Origin of the sequence: Brevibacterium yomogidense (assembly GCF_016107685.1) — a bacterium.
In the GTDB taxonomy this organism is placed as follows: domain Bacteria; phylum Actinomycetota; class Actinomycetes; order Actinomycetales; family Brevibacteriaceae; genus Brevibacterium; species Brevibacterium yomogidense.
This window is the reverse complement of the sequence record NZ_JABASY010000001.1, coordinates 472,324-493,251: the sequence shown is the minus strand read 5'-3', so window position 1 is coordinate 493,251 and position 20,928 is coordinate 472,324. Positions and strand designations below refer to the sequence as shown.

Here is a 20,928-nt window from a genome sequence, read left to right as displayed (position 1 = left end):
ACTCGCCATCAGGTAAGGCGAGGCTACCCTTCACGCTGTCGGGCGTGCAACCACGGCGTCCGCCCGGTCAGTCGATGCGGTCCTTGTCGGGGAAGTGCGGCAGGAAGTGGGGGTAGTCCTGCGGGACCGTCGCCTGGAAGTCCGGCGCGCGCTTCTCGAGGAAGGACTGGACTCCTTCGCGTGCGTCCGCGGCCTGCCCAAGTTCGAAGATCAGCCGCGAGTCCTCCTTGTGGGCGTCCCAGGGGGACGACGCGCCGAGCATGCTCCACAGCAGCTGACGGCTGGCGCCCAGGGACACGGCGGAGGCACGGTCGACGATGGCGCGGGCCATGTCCCGTGCGGTGTCGAGCAGTTCGTCGGGTGCGACGACGCGGGAGACAAGGCCGGCAGTGCGCGCCTCCTCCGCGTCGAACACGCGGCCCGTGTAGACCCAGTCGAGGGCTTGGGTGATGCCGACGATGCGGGGCAGGAACCAGCTCGAGGCGGCTTCGGGAACCAGTCCGCGGTGCGCGAAGACGAACCCGAAGCGGGCGTCGGTGGAGGCGATCCGGATGTCTGTGGGCAGTGTCATCGTGGCGCCGATGCCCACCGCCGCGCCGTTGATCGCACTGATGATGGGCTTGCGCAGGGAGGCGAAGGCGAGTGCGACCTGGCCGCCCCCGTCGCGGCGGACCCCGTCGACGGTGGGTCGTGAGTCCCCCTCGTCGGCCTCTGCGTGCCTCTTCGAGGTGAAGTCGAATGTGGACTCCCCGCCGCTCAGGTCCGCGCCGGGGCAGAAGAACCGCCCGCGGCCGGTGAGGATGACTGCGCGCACGCCGTCGTCGCCGTCCGCGCGCTTCGCCGCGGCGATGAGCTCGTCCCGCATCGTGCCGTTGAAGCCGTTCCGGCTGGGCGGGTTGTCGATCGTGATGGTCGCGATCCTGTCGGCGACCTCGTAGTCGAGCGTCGCGTAGTCACGGGATGCGCGCTCCGTGGCGCCTGCGGCTGCAGAGTCGTCTGCTGTTGCGGCATTGTCTGCCGTCATGTCCACTCTCCTCGTTGAAAGTCGGTTTGCCTCGTCCGACGACAGTGCGACGCCGGACCATCACCCTCTAATCTAACGATCGTTCGACGAGTGCGCGAGAGGGTTCGCACCGTGAGAACCACGGCTGCCCCTTGGCTCTCCGCACGCGAGTCAGCGCCGACTCACTCGCACGAGCCAGGCTGAGGCTCGCCCGCGCGGTTCAGCCTCGATCCTCGAGTGCGGTTCAGAGGATGCCGCGGTAGGCGCCCCCGTCGATGAGAAGGCTCTGGCCGGTGATGTAGCCGGCGCGATCGGAGGCGAGGAAGGCGCAGGCGGCGCCGAACTCCTCGGGGAACCCGAAGCGCTGGGCGGGGATGGTGGCAGCGGCGGTCTCCCGCACCTCGGCGACGGTTCTGCCGGAGGCTTCGGCAGACAGAGTCTGGCCGGACTGCAGGCGGTCCGTGTCGAACGACCCGGGGAGCAGGAAGTTGATGGTCACGTTCGCGTGAGCGACCTCCCGGGCGATGCCGGCGAGGAACCCGGTGAGGCCGGCGCGGGCCCCGGAGGACACGTCCAGCCCGGCCAGCGGGGTCTTCACCGAGGCGGAGGTGATGTTGACGATGCGGCCGAACCTCCGTTCGACCATCCCGTCGAGGACGCGGCGGACCAGCGCGATGGGGGTGACCATGTTGTTCTCCACGCCCTCGCGGATGGCGTCGTCGTCCACGGCCGCGAAATCGCGGAAGGGTGGGCCGCCGTTGTTGTTGACGAGGATGTCGACGGCACCGTCCGCTGCGGCGATGAGTGCTTCCTGCACGTCGACGTCGGCAACGCTGCCGGTGACGGTGCGGACGTCTGCGCCGGTCTCGTCGCGGATGCTCTGCGCGGTGGCCTCGAGGGCGTCGGCGCGACGGCCGTTCAGGACGACGATGGCGCCGGCACGGGCGAGCTCCTCCGCGCAGGCACGGCCCAGTCCCGCGCTCGAGGCGCAGACGACCGCGCGCTTCCCTGCAATCCCGAGATCCATGGTGGCACTCCTTCGTCGCGGTGTGGGTGGCGTTCTCAGCATCTCACCTGGTGGTGCCCGCGGGAACAGCTGCGTAAACCTGCGGGTGGAAATCGACGCCGCGTACTCGCTTCCACATCTGTATGGAATACTTACGGCAATGCAGAGTGATTCTCAGTATCACCGAATCTGAGGCCCGCGACACGGAGCGACCCTCCCGACCGCTCCACTCGGCGCCGCACCGCCACTTCTGCCCTTATTAGGTCGCGAACCTACCTCGCGCTTGCAATGAAGGAAGCCTCCATGGACTCGGTAACACCTCATGGCCTCGACGGCCCGCTCCGGACCCTCCCCAACCGGCGCACCCTGGTGAAGGGCGCAGCGTGGGCGGCACCCACCCTCCTGGTCGCGACGACAGCACCAGCAGTGGCGGCGTCGTTCTCGTTTGACTCACAAGCTCGCGCTTGGCTGCTCAGTGGCGCCTTGGGGGGCATCGGTCTCGGCGGACAGACCAGTCCAGAACTGCTTGCGCTCAACGGGGCCCATGCAATTGCCGCTGGCACGGTGGATACCGACGAAGATTCCAATTCCCTTGACCTCTCGGTCCTGGAAGCCATCAACCTCAACCTCACTGGGCTGACGGGGACTCTCTCCACTCTGCTTTCTGCAGCCACGGATACGCCTGTGGGCGCAATCAACCAGTATGCATTCGCCGATCAGGCTACGAACGCCGCGGGCGTCGCAGAGATTGGGGGCGCAGGCGCCATTACAGACAACGGCACCCTCGACCTACAGCACAACGGGAGTTCAGCCCCCTCATTAGGCCAGCTTCATCTGCGCCACGTGCTTGCGCAACTGACCGGTGTACCCGCCGCTGCCGCGCTTGTCTCGAACATTACTGATCTCACACTCGATATCGGAGTGGTTGCTGGGCGCGCACAGATGGACTCGATCGTTGAAGTGCCCGATCCGAGTGAAGTGACACGCGAGTACCTACTCGCGTACTTGCACCTTCTCGTGGAATCGGAGCTCGTGAGCGCGCTCGGAACAGCTTTGAGCACTACTTCACCCGTGACTATCGGCGTGGATGCTGGCCCGATTCTTGACCTCCTTGAGGGCGCACTAGGCAAGCTGGTGAGCGCCAATATCCAAGTCGAAGCAACCCTCGATAGCAGCCAGGTGACTGGCCAGATTCCCGAAGGGGACGACCAGGCGCTCATCCTGAATCTCGAAGAGGGCACGATCGATATCGACGTAGCACCTCTACTCGGACACGCCTTTGGTGGCATCGACGGATCGCTGAATGGTCTTGCGCCAAACTCACGCTTGTTCGTTGACGTCGGACTTCCCGCTGGCGGAGTACGCGCTCTGACCGAGGGTCTGAAAGACACGCTCATTGAACGGCTCGGCGAGTTCGTCTCGGTGCAAATTGACGTATCGATGGTAGTGCTCGGACTGCGAGTTCGGGCACTGAAAATCACTGGAACACTCAACGAGCTCCTTTCGGGAGAAGGTAACGTTCAGCTCATGGGCGGACTAACCGGAAACGTCCCTGGATCCACCCTTGAGGCAATCGGTGAACTCGTTAGGGATGCACTGTCAACATTGCTTGACGGAGACGGCCTCATTGCCGTTGCGCTTCAGGGGGTCAATGGGCTCGTGGAATCTCTGTTCACGGTCCTGTCCGACCCTGGGATTCTCAGCCTCACTGTGAATGCCCAGAACAATTCGACTGGAACTGCCCCGGCTTTCTACCAGGGGCTCCCCCCGGGCCGTTTCGACGTCGCCGCGCTGCACCTCGCGGTCCTCGAAGGAGCCGACCTACTCAACCTCTCACTTGGGCGCGGATCCGTCGGCGAAAACACTCTTCCGAACTAGTACTCAACTGGCACCTCCACATACTTCCCTACCGGAGGACATCTCCAACGCCGCGAACAGGTCGGGACATCTGCTCAGATGTCCCGACCTGTTCGACCTGTCATCGTTACACGACCCGTTCGTGGTGGGAGTACGCGTTGAGACCCTTCCCGCGGTTGAAGCCCACGACGGTGATGCCCTGCTCCCTGCCCAGGTCGACCGCCAGACCCGAGGGCGCACTCACCGCTGACAGGACCGGGATACCCGCCATCGCCGCCTTCTGGACGAGCTCGAAACTCGCGCGCCCAGACACCTGCAGGACCGTGTCGGACAGCGGAAGCAGTCCCTCCTGCATAGCCCATCCGATCACCTTGTCGACCGCATTGTGACGGCCCACGTCCTCACGCACCGCAAGCATCTCCACACGATCAGCGACCCCCACAGGTCCAGTCTCGTCCGCTCTGTCCTCGGTGTCGCGCACCATCCGGAACAGCCCGGCTGCGTGCACTCCCCCAGTCGATCCGAAGAGCTTCTGCTCCTCGCGCAGCAGATCCGGCAGCTGCAACAGCGCCTTCGCGGTGATGACGGGTCCCGCGACCGGCCCGTCGTCACTCATCGCGTCCAGCACGATCGGGTGGGTCGTCGTCCGCTGCACCGCCTCGATCGACGCCGTTCCACAGATGCCGCACGCAGACGACGTGTAGATCTGCCGCGCCTGGTACAGGTCCCGATCCCACGTCCCCGGTTCCAGGTTCACGCGCGCCACATTGAGGTTCCGGGTCCCGTCCGGGTCGATCCCCGCCGAGAAATCAACGCGCAAGATCTGTTCCCAGTCCGTCACGATGCCTTCGCTCAGAAGGAAACCGGCGATGAGTTCGACGTCATCACCCGGCGTCCGCATCGTCACGGTGAACTGCTCCCCGTCGAGCCGCACCTCCAAGGGTTCCTCACCCGCCAACGAGTCCGCACGAGCGTCCACGAGCCCGTTCTCGTCGAACCGACGCACCCGGGTCCGCACCGTCCTGCGCATCGCCGCCCCCTACTCTCCGGTTCCTGCTGTCCCTCCAGTGTCTCGCACTCCTCGCGACGAGGGCAGCAGCATCACCCCCGGCGCGGGCCACCCCGTCTGCAAGTAAGCAGTACGACCCCCCGTTCCGGGATGGCGCTGCATCAGCGTCCGGAGGTGCTGCCGTCCTCCCCCTCGTGGGTGACGTCGTTCGGGAACTCTCGGATCCACGCTTCGTAGCCACCGGCAAGATCATGCAGCCGCAGCCCAGCGTCATGATCGACGAATCGACCGAGCACTTCCTGCGCCCTCGCCGACCGCGATCCTGCCTGGCAATGCAGGTACACATCGACCGGCTCCGTCGATTCCTGTGACCACTCCCGCAACACCGAAAGTGCGGCCTCGGGCTCCTCCTCGATCCGGTCGATCGGCAGGAGGCGAGCGCCGGGAATCATCCCCGCGGCGGCCTCGGCGGGGGTGCGGACGTCCACGACGAGTGAGCGCACGGCAGACCGTTCCGCGAGAGACCGTCCACTGGTTCGAGACACCGCGGTCTGCGCCGGTGTTTCGGACCGGAGTGCGGTGTCTCGTCGATCGGCACCCGCAGCGGCACCCGCATCGGCATCGGCACCCGCAGCGGCATCGGCGCTGCTGACACCGGCCGCGCGATCGCCACCGGCCGTGCCCCCCTCCACGCCCACCACGCGCGCCAGTTCCGCCACGTTCACCTGCTGCGGCACGCCGCGCCCCACATCGGCAGCGACGCGCGGCCGCTCCACGTGGGGCGAGCGCGCGAGCGGCACGGTCTCCCATTCGGCGGTGAGCATGTCGTAGACGAGCACTCGTCCGATCGCTGGCCGCCCGATGCCCAGCACCAGCTTGAGCACCTCCCCGGCCATCGCTGTCCCCAGCACGCCCGGCACTGTGCCCAGCACTCCGGCCACCGCGCAGCTGGGCACCGAACCCGCTGGTGGCATGACCGGCAGGAGGTCGCGGTACACGGGGCCCTTCGACCCGTGGAAGACGCTCAGCTGCCCGCCGTCGGTGAGGACGGCGGCCCACACGTGGGGGATGTCCAGGAGGGTGCACGCGTCGGACACCACGTAGCGGGTGGCGAACGAATCCGCACCGTCGACCACCACGTCGTACCCGTCGACCACGTCCATGACCGTGTCCGCGGTGAGCCGCACGGTGTGGGTCACGACCGTCACCTCGGGGTTGAGCGCGCGCAGGGCATCGGCGGCGGACTCGACCTTGAGCCTGCCCTCGTCGTCCGTCCTGTGGACGATCTGCCGGTGGAGGTTGCTGCGCTCGACACGGTCGTCGTCGACGATCCCGATCGTCCCGATCCCCGCTGCCGCGAGGTACAGACCCGCCGGGCTGCCCAGGCCGCCGGCGCCCACCAGCAGCACACGCGCGGCCCCCAGTCGCGCCTGGCCCTCCGCGCCCACTCCGGGGACCTGCAGCTGCCGCGCGTACCGACCGTCTGCGCTCACCGCACTCCTGTCCGGCTCAGCATGCCCGCCACACGTCGGCTCATCTCACGCCAACCCAGCTCACTCGATGCCCACCCAGTCGTGGTCGCCGTTCGCGTAGTCCTGCCGCTTCCAGATCGGCACGCGGTCCTTGATGCGGTCGACGAGTTCCGCGCACGCCGTGAAGGCCTCCTTCCGGTGCGCGGATGCCGCGACGACCAGCAGGGCGTCGTCACCGATCACCAGTTCGCCGATCCGGTGCTCAGCCCACAGCCTCACCCGCGGGAAGTCGACCAACGCATCCGCGAGCACCTCGTCGAGCACGCTCTGCGCCGCCGGGTGCGCCGTGTACTCGAGCCCCACGACGTCCCCGCGGCCGCTGTCATGGTCGCGCACGACCCCGCGGAACACGGCGACGGCGCCGGTGTGCGGGGTCTTCACCCGCGCTTCGGCGGCCGCCAGGCACAGCGTCTTGTCCGTGATGAGTCCCGACGCGAAAGGGCGGAGCACCGACCCCGAGTCCCCACCCGACTCCCCGTCCCCGCTCACCGCACCGGACTGAGACTCCGCACTGCCCCGTGACTGCGCTCCGACGTCCGGCCCCGCGCCCACCACGTCCTCGTGGCCCGCGCCCACGTCGTCACCGCGGTTGCCGTCGCCACTCACATGCGCACCGCCGGTCCCCGTCCCGTGCGCACCGCTCGCATGCACACCGCCCACTCCAGCCGCACCGACCAGCTCCGCCACCTCCGCCGCTGCGGCGTCGCGGGGCGGGTGGACGCCGTTGTCGGCGCCACCTTCGAGCTGCGCCTGGATGTGGTGGAGGATCGGGTCGAGGACGGTGATCCCGTCCTTCACACCGCCTACGGATCCGGGCAGGTTGACGACGAACGTGCGGCCGCTGGATCCGGCGGTGCCGCGGCTCATGGCGGCTTCCGGCAGCTTCGCCATCCCGTGGTCGATGAGCGCCTGCACGAGCCCGCTCGCCTCCTTGTCGAGGATCTTCCGGGTCTCCTCGGGCGTCCAGTCGTCGGGTGCGAGCCCCGTCCCTCCGGTCGTCACGAGGACGCGGGGACGCTCGGCTTCCGGCCGTTCGTGCAGGTGGTGGCGCAGCGCGGCGCCCACTGCGGGCCCGTCGGCGACGACGTGCGTGCCGTCGACCAGGTAGCCGCGTTCGGCCAGCCAGCCCACCAGCAGCGGCCCGGCGTAGTCCTCCGCCGTCCCCGCCGCGGCAGACGACGACACGACGAGCACGACGGCCCGCCGCCCCTCACCGAACGTCGCCGACCGGTCACCGCCGCGCGTCGCCCGTCGCGGCCGCCGGTCCGCGTCCGGTCGCGTCACCCGCGTCATGCCTGACCCTTCCCCTCGACGAGGTCGTCATCCTGTTCCCCACCCGCGTCACCGAGGCCGCCATTCCCTGCGCCGCCCCCGTCACCGAGGCCGTCTTCCCCTTCGATGTCCCCGTCATTGTCCCCGGCACCGAGGCCGCCGCCGGGTCCCCTGCCCCAGTCGCCCGAGGCCCCTCCCGACTTCTGCTCGACACGCGTGGGGCCGATGATGGCATCGCGATCGAGCGCCTTCACCATGTCGTAGAGGGTGAGGGCTGCGACGGAGGCCGCGGTGAGCGCCTCCATCTCCACCCCGGTCACCCCGGTCGTCTTCACCCGCGCACGGATGTCGATCGCACCCGGATCGTCCGCCGCACGCTCCAGGTCGACGGAGACCCCGGTGAGCGGCAGCGGGTGGCACAGGGGCACCAGTTCGGGGGTGCGCTTCGCCGCCATGATGCCTGCGACACGTGCCACCGCCAGGGCGTCGCCCTTCGGGAGGGTGCCGTCGAGCATCTGGTCGACGACCTCGGCGGCGGTCGTGAGCCGGGAGGAGGCGACGGCGATCCGTGTGGTCACGGCCTTCGCGGACACGTCGACCATGTGCGCGCTGCCGTCCGCGCGGACGTGGGTGAGCCTGCCGGCGGTGCGGGCGTCGTCGTGGCCGGTCACAGGAGCACCACCTCGACGGGGGTGCCGGCGGGCAGTTCTCCGCTGCCGGGCGGGACGACGATGAGGGAGTCCGCGCGAGCAGCGGTCGCGAGCAGGTGGGAGCCGGTGCCGGCGAACGCGCGCACCCGCAGCTGGGTCGATTCCGAGTCGATCGAACCGTCGGACAGGAGGCCCACGTCCAGGTCGGCCCGGCGCAGCTGCGTGCGGGTGGGCAGCGACGTGACCGGGTCGACGAGTGCGGCGGTCACCTTCCGCGACGGCCGTCCCGTGTGCCACGCCCGCGCCAGCGCGTCCCGCAGCAGCACGTGGGCGCTCACCCACGTGCTCACGGGGTTGCCGGGGAAGCAGACGATCGGGATGGAGTCGCCGTCCTCGTCGCGCAGAACGCCCATGCCCTGCGGACCGCCCGGCTGCATCGCGACCGGCCCGAAGCCCACGACGGGAGTGAAGCCGTCGAGATCGCCGCCGGGCGCGAGCCCCTGCTGGACCACCTCGAACCGGCCGGCGCTGATGCCGCCGCTCGTGACGACGAGGTCCGGGTCGACCGCCCGCACGCGCTCCCCCAGTGCGGCACGGAAGTCATCCACGGAGTCGTCGACGACGATCGCCTCGACGACCACGGCCCCGCAGCGGCGCAGGACGGCGCTCAGCAGCGCGGAGTTCGTGTCGAACACCTGGTCGGAGCGCAGCCGCTCGCCCGGTGCCGCCACTTCGTCCCCACCGGTGACGATGAGCACGCGGGGGCGGGCGCGCACCGCGATCTCCGTGAGGCCGAACGCCGCGAGCACCCCCAGCCCCGCCGACCGCAGCGCGGTCCCCGCCGGGAAGGCGGTGTCCCCCGCCGTGATGTCGCTGCCGCGGGGGCGGACGAACTCCCCCGCACGCGTCTCGTCGACGCGGATGAACGGCGAGTCGTACCCCTCGGTCGCCTCGACGGGGACGACGGCGTTGGCGCCGGGCGGGATCGGGGCGCCCGTCATGATCGGTACGGCCATCCCCTGCGGCACCGGTTCACCGGTGTGCCCCGCCGGGATCATCGCGCCCACGTCGAACGATCCGGGAGTGGACGTCGCGTCGAGGGCGAACCCGTCCATCTGGGAGTTGTCGAACCGGGGCAGGTCGAAAGGGGCGTGCAGGTCGTCCACGAGTGCGCGGTCCAGGGCGTCGGACGCGCGGACGGTCTCCGCGCCGATCGTGCGGACGCTCAGCGCCGCGACGAGAGCACTCACGTGCGCCTCGAGGCTGCGTGGTTCCGACCAGTCGTGGAAGGGGCCCCGGAAGGTGGAGGTGGACGCCTGCGCGCCGGTTTCGGTCATGCCCGCGACTCTACCGGGGCGAAGTATTACCGGTCAGTCGCTTTTTGGTGCGGGGACGCGGAGCTTCGGGTGGTCTCCTACCCGGTCACCTGAGGGGCTGGGGTCGTCGGAGCGCGAGCGGCAGCGTCAGGAGGGAGAAGGCGCCGCCCACCAGCAGGGCGGTGCTGAACGACGAGCCGCCCGCGATCATGCCGATGATGACCGATCCCAGGCCGGTGCCCGCGTCGAAGCCGACGTTCCACACCGCGCTGGCTGATCCGTAGTGGGGCCGACTGACGGCCTGGAACGCGACGACGAGCGTGAGGTTCTGCAGGGCCCCGTAGCTGATGCCCACGAGCGTCGCGCCCAGCAGCAGGGCCACCACACCGGTGTCCAGGGGGTCTCGCACGCCCCACGCCAGCACGGACATGCCGACGGTGGTGAGCAGGACCAGCGGCCAGATGAACGCCTGCGGCCCGTACCGGTCGGAGAAGGCGCCCGCCTGCCATCGGGCGAGCGCTGCGGCGACCGTGAGGCACAGCAGGGCGAGCGTGCTGAGGGCGGCACTGTCGCTCATCGGTGCCATGAAGGTGATGAGGGCGCCGCCTGCCAGCGTGACCGCCAGCAGGAGGGCCATGGGCCGCAGCAGCCGCACGTACGGGGGCCGCTCCTGCGAGTCGGGGACGTGGTCGACCCGACGTCCCAGGATGACCGCCGGGATCACTCCCACGGCCGGCAGCACGCCCAGCGCGAAGATGATCCCGAAGCCCACGTTCTCGACGATCCACGGCCCGGCGGACACGAACAGCACCTGCGGCCCGGCGATCGCCAGCCCGTACACGCCGATCGCCTGACCGCGGCGGGCCGGTTCGACCAGCTCCGCGACCAGGGCGCTGCCCGTCACGGTGAGCACCCCGAAGCCCAGCCCGCGCACCGCGGACAGCGCGAGCACGACCCCGAGGTCGTCGCTGACGGCGAAGACCGCCGCCGGCAGGCCCAGCAGCAGCATCCCCGCGGTGAGCACCGGCGCCCAGCCGAACCGGCGCAGGGACGCCGGCACCACCAGCTGGGTGAGGACGGTGAAGAGCATGAGCACGCCGTTGACCAGCCCGGCGCCCACGGAGCCGGCGCCCCCGTGGACCGCCCACAGCGGGGCGACCGGCAGCAGGGCCGCAAAACCGGAGAAGCCGAGCACCGTCATGAGCACCAGCAGCGGCATGCCCGGTTCGCGCAGGACCGATCCCCTCATCAGGAATCAGGCCGGTCCGCAGGCGTGGGTGTGCGATCGGGGAGAAGAGGCATGTCCGCAGGCTATCGCGCCGGTCAGCCCGCGGGGAGGCAACGGTCAGCCCGAGGGGATGGGAACGCGGAGCCGGGGCCCGTACACTGTGAGGGTATGAACGTGAGCCTCGGCATTCCCGTCGTGCGCACGGCCACGGACGGGGACTCTCCGGACACAGCTGCGGTGCTGCGGGCTCGTGCGCTCGATTCCACGAAGGAAGAGCTGGACCGCCGCGCCCACGACGCCCCGACGGAACCCGGTCTGCTCGACCGGTTCGGTCGCAGGGGCACGGACCTGCGGGTCTCGCTCACGGACAAGTGCAACCTCCGATGCACGTACTGCATGCCTGCTGAGGGCATGGACTGGATGCCGAAGCCGTCACTGCTCACCCCCGCCGAGGTCGTCCGCCTCGTCGACATCGCCGTCTCCGTCCACGGGGTGCGGGATCTCCGCCTCACGGGTGGGGAGCCGCTCATCCGGCCGGACCTGGAGGAGATCATCGCGGGCGTCCGCGCCCACCATCCGGATCTGCCGATCGCGCTCACGACGAACGGGATCGGGCTCGTGCGGCGGGCTGCGTCGCTGGCGGAGGCCGGCCTCACCCGGCTGAACGTCTCCCTCGACACGATCGACGCGGAGACGTTCCGCACCCTTGCCCGGCGCGACCGGCTTGCCGATGTGCTCGCGGGGATCGACGCGGCGCTGGATGCGGGTCTGCATCCGGTGAAGCTCAACGCGGTGCTCATGCGGGGCGCCAACGACGAACAGGCTCCGGAACTGCTCGCCTACGCGCTGGAGCGCGGCGTCTTCCTGCGGTTCATCGAGCAGATGCCGTTGGACGGCGACCACGGGTGGACCCGCGAAGGGATGGTCACTGCTGCGGAAGTCCGCGGTCTCCTCGGTCAGCACTGGCGGCTCGTACCGGACGATGCCCCGCGCAACGGGGCTCCGGCAGAGCTCTGGAAGGTGCTGCCACTCGACGCTTGTGCAGAGGATCCCGATGATCCCCCGCAGGTGCTGGGCCGGGTGGGTGTCATCGCCTCGGTGACGGAACCGTTCTGCTCCGCATGCACCCGGACCCGCGTCACTGCCGACGGCAAGGTGCGGTCCTGCCTGTTCTCGCACGAGGAGTTCGACCTCGCGGCCGCGCTGCGCTCCGGAGAGTCCGATGACGTGATCGCCCGCATGTGGCAGCAGGCGATGTGGCTCAAGCCCGCCGCGCACGGCATGGACGCGCCCGGACTCGACAGCGACGACTACGTGCAGCCCGACCGCACGATGAGCGCCATCGGCGGCTGAACCCCGTCCCGGGGCGGATCTCGTCCGCCGGATGAGTCTGGTTCAGCCGAGGGGTCTCATCCGTCAGGTGAGTCCGGTTCAGCAGGTGAGCCTGCTCGCCGCGGACCCGTGATGAGTGGTTGAGTGGGAGTGGTTGCCCACGTGACGTGGTCGCCCATGTGAAGGGAGACGACGATGAGTCCTGATCCGACGCCGGAGCGCACCCTGCAGGTCCGCTACTTCGCTGCTGCGCGGGCGGCTGCCGGGCATCTGGCAGAAGAAGCCGTCGTCGTCCCGGAGCGCATCGATGCGCTCACGCGGGAGCAGCTCGTGGTGCTGCTCGTCTCCCTCCACCCGGAGCCACCGGCAGGCGAGCCGTCGCTGGAGCAGGTGCTGGGCCAGTCGAGCATCCTGGTCAACGGGGTCGTGATGCGGGATGAGGACACGGCGGCGCCCGGCATGCGCGTCGACGTGCTGCCCCCTTTCGCGGGAGGGTGACCGTGTCGCGGAAACCGGAAGCCGAGGAGCGTCACCACGGTCGGGTCCCACAGTGGTCCGAGGCGATGCACCTCGCGTACACGACGGGTGCGGAGGCCTCAGCGCGCACGACGGCGCCGGATACGGTCGAGTCTGGCGCGGCGTGGCTCCCCCTGGCGGATGCCGCCGGACGCACGCTCGCCGCAGACCTGCGCGCCGTTGTCGATGTGCCCCACTATGATTCGTCCGCGATGGACGGCTACGCGGTCGCGGGGGATCCCCCGTGGCACCTGGATGGCCCCGCCCCCACAGGCTCCCCGACCCCCCTCCTGCCCGGCCGGGCGCGCACGATCGTGACGGGTGGTCCGATGCCGGACGGCGCCTCGGGCGTGGTGCGGGTCGAGTACACGACCCGCGACGACCAGAGATCCGTCGTCCACCTGGCCGCCGGGGCACCCGCGTCGGAACTCGAGCCGGGGCGGCACGTCAGGCTCGCCGGGCGGGAGGCGGTCGCCGGCGACCTCATCGCCACGGCCGGCCGGCCGCTCACCCCGCCCCTCCTCGCGATGGCGGCGATCTGCGGGCACGACGACGTGCAGGTCCGCCCCGCCGTCACCGCGGCGCTGCTGCTCACCGGTGACGAGGTCCGCACCTCCGGCATCCCCGGTCCCGGCGAGGTGCGCGACGCGTTCGAGGTGCAGCTTCCGCACGTGCTGCGCGCGGCGGGAGTGCAGGTAGTCCGGGTGCGCCGCATCGGTGACGATCCGCAGACAACGGCGGAGGCCCTGGCGGAGCTCGCGGACACCGCGGATGTCGTCATGACGACGGGTGGCACCGCGCGGTCCGCGGCCGACCACGTGCGTGCGCAGCTGGAGACCTCCGGGCGAATGGTCATCTCGGAACTGGCGATGCGGCCCGGCCACCCCACCATGCTGTCCGTGCTCGAGCGGCCGGAGCGGCACATTCCGGTGCTCGCGCTGCCCGGGAACCCGCTGGCGGCGATGGCGGCGATGAGGGTCGTCGGCAGCGCTCTGCTGCGCGGCCTGCGCGGTGACGATCCCGAGGTCCCCCTCACCGTCCCGGTGGCCCAGAGCCTTCCGGCGGAGAAGGTCGACCGCCTCACGCCCGCCGCCCCGGCACACGTGGCAGACGAGCCGGTCGCGGATGACGCGCACGACCGAACAGGCGCGGACGCCGTGCAGGGCGGCGGCACGGCTGCGGGTCACGGCGCTGCCCCTGACAGCCCGGAGGCGCGCTGGCTGCCCCGCCCCCACGTCGGCTCCAGCATGATGCGGGGGCTCACGGCGGCACAGGGGTGGCTCGTGCTGCCCACCCGCCCAGTCGCTGGAGGCGAGCGCATCTCGTTCCTCCCCCTGGATTGGTGACCGCTTCCTCCCCCTGGACTGGTGACAGCTCCACTGGTGGATAGCTGACCACTCGACTGATGGATGGGTGACCCGCATTCCGGTGGAAGGGTGGCCCCAGACTTGAACCATCGCGGGCGACCGTACATACCGCCCTTCACGCACGCTGGAGACGCATGTGCGGGCGAACTACACTTTCATATCCGCATCTGCGGTCTGCCGCGTACAGTGGACGATGACAATCGGCGCGTGCCCCAGCAGCCGATTCGACGTGCCAGACGGGCCGCTGAAAGGGATCGACCGTGAAGAGGTTTCTCGCTACTGCTGCCGGGGCGTCCGCTGTCGCCCTCGCGTTATCCGCGTGCGGATCCTCGTCCACGGATTCTCCAGCCGAGGGCGATGCAGAGTCGTCGACGCTCACGGTCTTCGCCGCCGCATCGCTCACGGACACGTTCGAGCAGCTGGCGGACCGGTTCTCGGATGACCACGACGAGGTGGACGTGCAGCTGAGCTTCGCCGGTTCCTCCGACCTCGTCACACAGGTCCAGGAAGGTGCGCCCGCAGACGTCATCGCCACCGCGGACGAACAGACGATGCAGCAGCTGGTCGATGCGGGCGACGTCGCGACGGAGCCGCTGACCTTCGTGTCGAACACCCTCGTCGTCGCCGTGCCCGCAGGCAACCCGCAGGGGATCGACGAGCTCGACGACCTCGCGCAGCCGGATCTGGACGTCGTCGTCTGCGCACCCCAGGTGCCCTGCGGGGCAGCGACCACGACCGTCGAGCAGTCCGCTGGGGTCGATCTCCAGCCGGTGAGTGAGGAGCCCGCCGTCACGGACGTCCTCGGCAAGATCGCAAACGGCCAGGCGGACGCGGGTCTGGTCTACCGCACGGACGCCGCCGGATCGGACGCCGTCGACGCGGTCGAGTTCCCCGCATCGACGGACGCGGTGAACCTCTACCCGATCGCCCCGGTCGCAGGCGCGGGCCACCCCGAACTCTCCCAGCAGTTCATCGAGTTCGTCCTGTCGGACGACGCACAGGACGTCTTCGCAGACGCCGGATTCGCCGCACCATGACACGGCCCTCCCGCGAGCACACGCCAGGGGTCCCGGCAGCGCTCCTGCCGTTGGCGCTGGTGGGCGCGGCCGTCGTCGTCCTCCCGGTCGCGGGGCTCGCGCTGCGGGTCCCGTGGTCGGACTTCTGGCGGCTCGTCACGGCCGATGATTCGCTCACGGCGCTGCAGCTGTCGCTCGTGACGGCGCTGGTGTCCGCGTCCGTGTGCGTCCTGCTGGGGGTCCCGTTGGGCATGGTGCTGGCCCGCAGTGACTCGCCGCTCCTGCGCACGGTCCGCGCGTTCGTCCTCCTGCCGGTGGTGCTGCCGCCGGTGGTGGGCGGCCTGGCGCTGCTGGCGACGTTCGGCAGGCGGGGGATCCTCGCGGCGCCGCTGGAGGCGACCGGCATCGACGTCGCGTTCACGACGACCGCGGTCATCTGCGCGCAGGTGTTCGTGTCCCTCCCGTTCGTCGTCATGGGCGTCGAAGCGGCGATGCGCACCCACGGCACCGATTTCGAGACCGCGGCAGCGGTGCTGGGAGCCTCCCCCGGGCGCGCCTTCGCGGTCGTGACGCTGCCGCTGCTGCTGCCCGCGATCGCGTCGTCGGCCGTCCTGTCGTTCGCCCGGTCGCTGGGCGAGTTCGGCGCCACTCTCACGTTCGCCGGGTCGCTGGCGGGCACGACCCGCACGCTGCCGCTGGAGATCTACCTCCGCCGGGAGACCGACCCGGACGCCGCCGTCGCCGTGTCCATGCTGCTCGTCGCCATCGCACTGATCGTCGTCCTCGTGGTGTACTCGCTGCCCCGCTCCGGGTCCCGTCCCGCAGCACCCACCGCACCCGCCGCCGAGGCCCCCTCCCCCGACCTCGCCGACCTCACCACCGTGGCCCTTCCCGCCTCGCGCCACCCATCGCCGCCCCGCCTCACCGTCGCCTTCGACGCCCCGGATCGGGGCATCGCGCAGTCGTTCACGGTGGAGCCGGGCGAGACCCTCGCACTCACCGGCCCCAACGGGGCGGGCAAGTCAACGGCGCTCGCCGTGACCGCGGGCCTGCTCGTGCCTCCCGCAGCCCACGTGAGGGTGGATGACCGGACGCTCACGCAGACCGGCCACGGCCTCGGCAACGGCGACGTTCCGCCGCACCGGCGGGGCGTCACCCTCCTCCTGCAGGACCCGCGCCTGTTCCCGCACATGACCGCGGTCGGCAACATCGCGTTCGGCCTGCGCACCGCGGGGACCACGGGCGGGCAGGCGACGGAACGGGCGCACCGGATGCTCGACGACCTGGGGATCGGGCACCTTGCAAAGGCGAGACCGCGCTCCCTGTCCGGCGGCCAGCGGGCTCGGGTGGCGCTGGCCCGGGCGCTCGCGACGGATCCACAGGTCGTGCTCCTCGATGAGCCCAGCGCAGCCCTCGACGCGGAATCGGCACCCGCGATCCGCGCGCTGCTCGCCGCACTTCTCGCGGGCCGCACGTGTGTGCTGGTGAGCCACGACCCCACGGAAGTCGACGCACTGGCCCAGCGGGTCATCCGCCTCGACCGCGCCTGAGCCGCCGGTCGCACGCGGAGCGGAGCACTGAGGGAGGCGAACACCGGCAGTGCCGGACGCCTTCCGCAATGAGCTCCGGTCCCCAGTATGGTGAGGGGCGGCGACGACTGAGGAGGGCGATATGGCAGACGTGACGGCTGAGACCGCAGCTGAAGAGCTGGAGAGGGCACTGTCCGGCAGGATGGAGCCCGGCGACGTCGATGCGATCGCGCATCTGGCCCCGCACGTCGACCGCACTGAACTCACCCGACTCGTGCACACGACGATGCCGCTGCAGTCGGCTGTGCTCTTCCGTGTACTGAGCAAGGACGACGCGCTCGCGGTGTTCGAGGCGCTGCCCCCGGCGTATCAGGCCGAGCTGCTGCAGAACCTGCGCGAACCGGAAGTCGCGGAGATCATCGAAGGGCTCGACCCCGACGACCGCGCGGAGCTGTTCGGCGAACTGCCCGCCGGGGTCGTCAAGCGGCTCATGAGCGGTCTGGAGGCCCGGGAACGGGAGATGACCGTCGCCGTCCTCGGATACCCGAAGAACGCGATCGGCCGCTACATGTCCCCGGAGGTGCTGAGCCTCCACGACGACTGGACTGCCGCCGAGGCGATGGAGATCGTCCGCGCCCGCATCGACGGCCCGGAGACCATCTACCTGCTGCCCGTCGTGGGCACCGGCCGCGTCATGTCCGGCGTCGTCTCCCTCCGCAACCTCCTCGCGGTGGAGGCGTCCGCCCCGGACACCCTCGTCGGCGAGATCGGGCGCGACGCCATCAGCGTGCACGCGCTCACCGATCGTGAAGAGGCGTCCCGCGAGTTCCTCTCCCACCGCCTCATCGCGATGCCCGTCGTCGACGAGGAGGACCGCCTTGTCGGCATCCTCACGATGGACGACGTCCTCGACATCGTCGACGAGGAGGACGCAGAGGACGTGGCCCGCGGTGCCGGTTCGGAACCCCTGGACCGCTCCTACCTGTCGAGCACGATCCTCCGCATCGTCCGCAGCCGCATCGTGTGGCTGCTGGTGCTCGCCGTGTCCGCGATCCTCACCGTCCAGGTGCTCGAGGTGTACGAGGACCGACTGGATCAGGTCGTCGTCCTCGCGCTCTTCATCCCCCTGCTCACAGGAACCGGCGGAAACACCGGCAACCAGGCGGCGACGACGGTCACGCGCGCACTGGCGGTGGGTGAGGTGCGGATCCGAGACCTCTGGCGCGTCATCTGGCGTGAGCTGCGTGTGGGCGCGGTGCTCGGTTCCGTCCTGGGCGTCCTCGGGCTCGGCGTCGCCGGGATCGTCTACGGGTGGGCGATCGGCACCGTCATCGGCCTGACGCTCCTGTCGATCTGCATCATGGCCGCGACGGTGGGCGGACTCATGCCGATCGTCGCGAAGAAGGTGGGGGCGGACCCGGCGGTGTTCTCCAACCCGTTCATCTCCACGTTCTGCGACGCCACCGGCCTCATCCTCTACTTCACGATCGCGACGACGGTGCTGGGGCTGAACTGAGCCAGCACCGCTGGGTCGAGGCCGACCCAGCGGTGCTCACTCGCTTCGGGCTGCTCCAGCACGCGCATGCCCGACGCTGAGAACATGCCCCGCCGCGCTCCGTGCCGACTCAGTCCTTCGTGGTCCGCGCACGCTGGGCGGCGCGGAACTCCCGGCGGATCGCACGACGCTTCTCCTTCGCGAGCTCCAGCCGCTGCTTCTCAGCCCTCACCTGCGCCCTCGTCGGCTCGTGGTCGCGCAGGCCCACCTGCAGCTCGAGCGGGATCTCGTCATGCGCCTTCAGCACGGACTTCGTGCGGAACCGGAGGATCTCCAGACGGAGCACGCGCGACAGGAAGTAGACGCCCAGCAGGTTGGGGATGCTCATGAGGAAGAACATCGCGTCGGAGAACGCGATGACGGAATCCAGGGAGATCGACGCGCCCACGACCACCGCGATGACCCACGCGATCTGGTAGCCCTTCTCGACGGACCGGTTCTCCTTGAAGAGGTACCCGATCGCCTTCTGGCCGTAGTAGGAGTACGCGAGGATCGTGGAGAAGCCGAAGAGGACGACGCAGATCGTCAGCAGGACAGGGAACCACGGGGTGACGGTGCCGAACGCCTGCGCAGTGAGCTCGACGCCCGCCATGTCCGAACCGTCGGTCTCGCGGTCGTACAGCCCGGTCGTGATGATCGCGAGCGAGGTGAGGGTACAGATGATGATCGAGTCGACGAGCGGCTCCCACAGGGCGGTGAAGCCCTCCGTCGCGGGGTCGGTCGTCTTCGACGCGGAGTGCGCCATGCCGGCGGAGCCCACGCCCGCAGCGTTGGAGAAGAGCGCACGCTGGATGCCGACGACCGCGACGCCGATGATGCCGCCCGTCACGCCCTGACCCGTGAACGCTCCCTGGAACATGAGGGCGATCGCGGAGGGGATGTTCGCGAAGTTCACACCGATGACCGCGACCGTCCCGATGAAGTAGAGGATCGCCATGAGCGGCGTGATCGCAGAGGTCCATTCGGCGATCTTCTTGATGCCGCCCAGCACGACGAGCGCGCAGACGGCCGCCATGACGAGGCCGATGAGCCACAGCTTGTCCGCGAGCCAGCTCTCGTCGCCGCCGGTCGCGTTGACGAGGACCGCTGCGGCCTGGTTGGACTGGAACAGATTGCCGGCGCCGAACACGCCCACGAGGGTCGCGATGGAGTAGAACACCGCGAGGAACCGCCCTGTCTTGGGGCGGCCGATCGCTGCGAGCCCGTCCCGCAGGTAGTACATGGGGCCGCCGGCCGTCGTGCCGTCCTCCGCGATCTGCCGGTACTTCACGCCCAGCGTCGCCTCCGCCATCTTCACGGTCATCGCGAAGAAGCCGAAGATGATGATCCAGAGTGCCGCGCCGGGTCCGCCCACCGTGATGGCCACGGCGACACCGGCGATGTTCCCCAGACCGACGGTGCCGGACAGCTCCGTGGCGAGGGCCTGGAACGAAGACACCTCGCCGGGATCCGTCTTGCGGGTGGCCTTGCCGCGGATCACGCGGAAGGAGTGCTTGAGCCCAGTGATCGGCTGGAAGCGGAGGTACACGGTGATGAACACCGCTGCGGCCATGAGCCACAGGACGATGACCGGAATGCCGCCGAAGACGGGGATCTCGAAGAACACGATCGCGGACAGGAGGTCCGCGATGGGGCCGAACACGGCCTCGATCGCACCGTCGAGACCGCCGACGGGCTCCGCCGCCGCGAGGAGGCCGGACTCGGAGTGCGGTGCGACGGTGCCGCCAGCGCCCTCAATGACAGAGGGCGAATGATGGAACGGCTCTGTTCCCATGATGTCCCAGGCGCTGGGTTGCTGTACGGCCAGAGGGTCGGTCCGGCTGCGGCGCCTGCCTCACGAGGACACCATACCCACACAACGGTCTCTCACTTCGAGATCAGCTGCTCATCGTTGTGGACCTGAGCCTGTGTCAATGCAGGTGAGAGAGTCACGCTCAGAGTGCGCACAGGATGTGAATGCGGCTTGTTCAGCTGGTGGCCGCGGACCGACACCGGGAGCTACGCCATCCCCGTCATGTAGCGATCGCGGGGCGAATCGGCAGCCCATCCGCGGCTGATCGTGTGGATCCACCCGCTGACCCCGAGGTCGCCCAGCGGAAGGCGATCGTGTCGCGGGCACACCATCCGACCTCGCACGAAGTAGTAGAGCACCAGGATCGATCCGGTCACGACGAGCATCCCCATCAGCATGACGCCTCCCACCCTCACGGGCCCGTCGGCCTCGCACCTCGCGGGTGTAGGGCCGACGAGCGGCCACCCTCTCCTTCAAGCATCCCCCCGCGGGCGCCCGGAGGCAAGGGGGCGAATAGCAACGCCCCTTGCCCGGGGCTTGCGGGGGCCCTGCGGGTGGCCCGACCGGCGCTTTCGGGTGGACCTGCAGGGGCCTGCCCGGAGCACAGGCGGCCGTCGGCCGGACGCGCGCCGGGGCTCAGCTGTCGCCGGGGTTCCTCCGGTACAGCTGGAGTCCGGGTGCGGACCAGCCGCGGCTGATCGTGTGGACGACCGCGTCGGTGTTCAGCTGATCCCACGGCAGGCGGTCCTGCGGAGGACAGACGGCACGCCCTCGCGCGAAGTAGTACAGCCCCAGAATCATCCCTGTCATGACAAGAACTCCTGCCAGCATGGTCCCTCCCCTCACAGAAGTCCGACAGCGGTGGCCCCACAGCAGCCAGCCTGCGGGTTCTCACTAGTCGGACGCGTATTTGATACACCCATCATCCGCCGTTTCACCGGTGAGGAC

Annotated in this window: 18 protein-coding genes and 1 pseudogene; 7 read left to right on the top strand and 12 right to left on the bottom strand. The window is 69.6% G+C overall.

Going from position 1 to position 20,928, the window contains the following annotated elements:
* Window positions 1–67: 67 nt before the first annotated feature.
* Together JFC09_RS02100 and JFC09_RS02095 are read right to left on the bottom strand one after the other, a co-directional pair.
* Window positions 68–1,024 carry an enoyl-CoA hydratase-related protein gene (locus tag JFC09_RS02100; RefSeq protein ID WP_198392311.1) on the bottom strand — a complete coding sequence of 319 codons (957 nt, stop codon included), beginning with the start codon at window positions 1,022–1,024 and terminating at the stop codon, window positions 68–70.
* A 223-nt stretch (window positions 1,025–1,247) separates the two neighbouring features.
* Window positions 1,248–2,030 (bottom strand): SDR family oxidoreductase, encoded by a 783-nt coding sequence (locus JFC09_RS02095; RefSeq protein WP_198392310.1) that lies wholly within the window; start codon window positions 2,028–2,030, stop codon window positions 1,248–1,250.
* Between the two features lie 282 nt (window positions 2,031–2,312).
* Between JFC09_RS02095 and JFC09_RS02090 the strand changes: the two genes are divergently transcribed.
* Window positions 2,313–3,887, top strand: a complete 1,575-nt coding sequence (locus JFC09_RS02090) for a choice-of-anchor G family protein (protein ID WP_198392309.1) — start codon at window positions 2,313–2,315, stop codon at window positions 3,885–3,887.
* Between the two features lie 106 nt (window positions 3,888–3,993).
* Here the strand turns inward: JFC09_RS02090 and fdhD are convergent, their stop codons facing one another.
* From fdhD to JFC09_RS02055, 6 genes and pseudogenes are all read right to left on the bottom strand, one after another.
* Entirely contained in the window at window positions 3,994–4,896 is a 903-nt protein-coding gene (gene fdhD / locus JFC09_RS02085; RefSeq protein ID WP_198392308.1) for a formate dehydrogenase accessory sulfurtransferase FdhD, read from the bottom strand.
* Between the two features lie 140 nt (window positions 4,897–5,036).
* Window positions 5,037–6,368 (bottom strand): ThiF family adenylyltransferase, encoded by a 1,332-nt coding sequence (locus JFC09_RS02080; protein ID WP_198392307.1) that lies wholly within the window; start codon window positions 6,366–6,368, stop codon window positions 5,037–5,039.
* A 60-nt stretch (window positions 6,369–6,428) separates the two neighbouring features.
* Window positions 6,429–7,700, bottom strand: coding sequence for a molybdenum cofactor biosynthesis protein MoaE (locus JFC09_RS16275; protein WP_232483015.1), 1,272 nt, complete (start codon window positions 7,698–7,700; stop codon window positions 6,429–6,431).
* 149 nt (window positions 7,701–7,849) lie between these two features.
* Window positions 7,850–8,350: pseudogene (gene moaC / locus JFC09_RS02065) on the bottom strand (cyclic pyranopterin monophosphate synthase MoaC); the annotation flags it as partial.
* On the bottom strand, window positions 8,347–9,666 hold the full coding sequence (locus JFC09_RS02060) for a molybdopterin molybdotransferase MoeA (RefSeq protein ID WP_198392306.1): 1,320 nt from the start codon (window positions 9,664–9,666) through the stop codon (window positions 8,347–8,349). The pseudogene moaC and the gene JFC09_RS02060, both read right to left, overlap by 4 nt.
* Before the next feature lie 85 nt (window positions 9,667–9,751).
* Window positions 9,752–10,894 (bottom strand): MFS transporter, encoded by a 1,143-nt coding sequence (locus JFC09_RS02055; protein ID WP_232483014.1) that lies wholly within the window; start codon window positions 10,892–10,894, stop codon window positions 9,752–9,754.
* A 147-nt stretch (window positions 10,895–11,041) separates the two neighbouring features.
* Here JFC09_RS02055 and moaA point away from each other — a divergent pair, with 147 nt between their 5' ends.
* From moaA to mgtE, 6 genes are all read left to right on the top strand, one after another.
* Window positions 11,042–12,226: a GTP 3',8-cyclase MoaA gene (gene moaA, locus JFC09_RS02050; RefSeq protein ID WP_198392305.1), complete on the top strand. Its 1,185-nt coding sequence runs from the start codon at window positions 11,042–11,044 to the stop codon at window positions 12,224–12,226.
* Window positions 12,227–12,400: 174 nt separating this feature from the next.
* Window positions 12,401–12,703: a MoaD/ThiS family protein gene (locus JFC09_RS02045; RefSeq protein ID WP_232483013.1), complete on the top strand. Its 303-nt coding sequence runs from the start codon at window positions 12,401–12,403 to the stop codon at window positions 12,701–12,703.
* 2 nt (window positions 12,704–12,705) lie between these two features.
* Window positions 12,706–14,067 (top strand): molybdopterin molybdotransferase MoeA, encoded by a 1,362-nt coding sequence (locus JFC09_RS02040; RefSeq protein WP_198392304.1) that lies wholly within the window; start codon window positions 12,706–12,708, stop codon window positions 14,065–14,067.
* Window positions 14,068–14,348: 281 nt separating this feature from the next.
* Window positions 14,349–15,125, top strand: a complete 777-nt coding sequence (gene modA / locus JFC09_RS02035) for a molybdate ABC transporter substrate-binding protein (RefSeq protein ID WP_198392303.1) — start codon at window positions 14,349–14,351, stop codon at window positions 15,123–15,125.
* Complete coding sequence (locus JFC09_RS02030; protein ID WP_198392302.1) at window positions 15,122–16,654, top strand: ABC transporter permease; 1,533 nt, start codon at window positions 15,122–15,124, stop codon at window positions 16,652–16,654. The genes modA and JFC09_RS02030 overlap by 4 nt, the downstream gene beginning before the upstream one ends.
* A 121-nt stretch (window positions 16,655–16,775) precedes the next feature.
* Window positions 16,776–18,149: a magnesium transporter gene (mgtE, locus tag JFC09_RS02025; protein ID WP_198392301.1), complete on the top strand. Its 1,374-nt coding sequence runs from the start codon at window positions 16,776–16,778 to the stop codon at window positions 18,147–18,149.
* Here the strand turns inward: mgtE and JFC09_RS16620 are convergent.
* The 4 genes from JFC09_RS16620 to JFC09_RS02010 form a co-directional block, all read right to left on the bottom strand.
* On the bottom strand, window positions 18,110–18,235 hold the full coding sequence (locus JFC09_RS16620; protein WP_269770432.1) for a hypothetical protein: 126 nt from the start codon (window positions 18,233–18,235) through the stop codon (window positions 18,110–18,112). The two genes, mgtE and JFC09_RS16620, sit on opposite strands and share 40 nt — an antisense overlap.
* Window positions 18,236–18,258: 23 nt before the next feature.
* The gene (locus JFC09_RS02020; protein ID WP_198392300.1) at window positions 18,259–19,962 is read right to left on the bottom strand and encodes an alanine/glycine:cation symporter family protein; all 1,704 of its coding nucleotides are present in this window, start codon (window positions 19,960–19,962) and stop codon (window positions 18,259–18,261) included.
* A gap of 224 nt (window positions 19,963–20,186) precedes the next feature.
* Entirely contained in the window at window positions 20,187–20,378 is a 192-nt protein-coding gene (locus JFC09_RS02015) for a hypothetical protein (RefSeq protein ID WP_198392299.1), read from the bottom strand.
* Between the two features lie 238 nt (window positions 20,379–20,616).
* Window positions 20,617–20,790, bottom strand: coding sequence for a hypothetical protein (locus JFC09_RS02010; RefSeq protein WP_198392298.1), 174 nt, complete (start codon window positions 20,788–20,790; stop codon window positions 20,617–20,619).
* Window positions 20,791–20,928 lie beyond the last annotated feature (138 nt).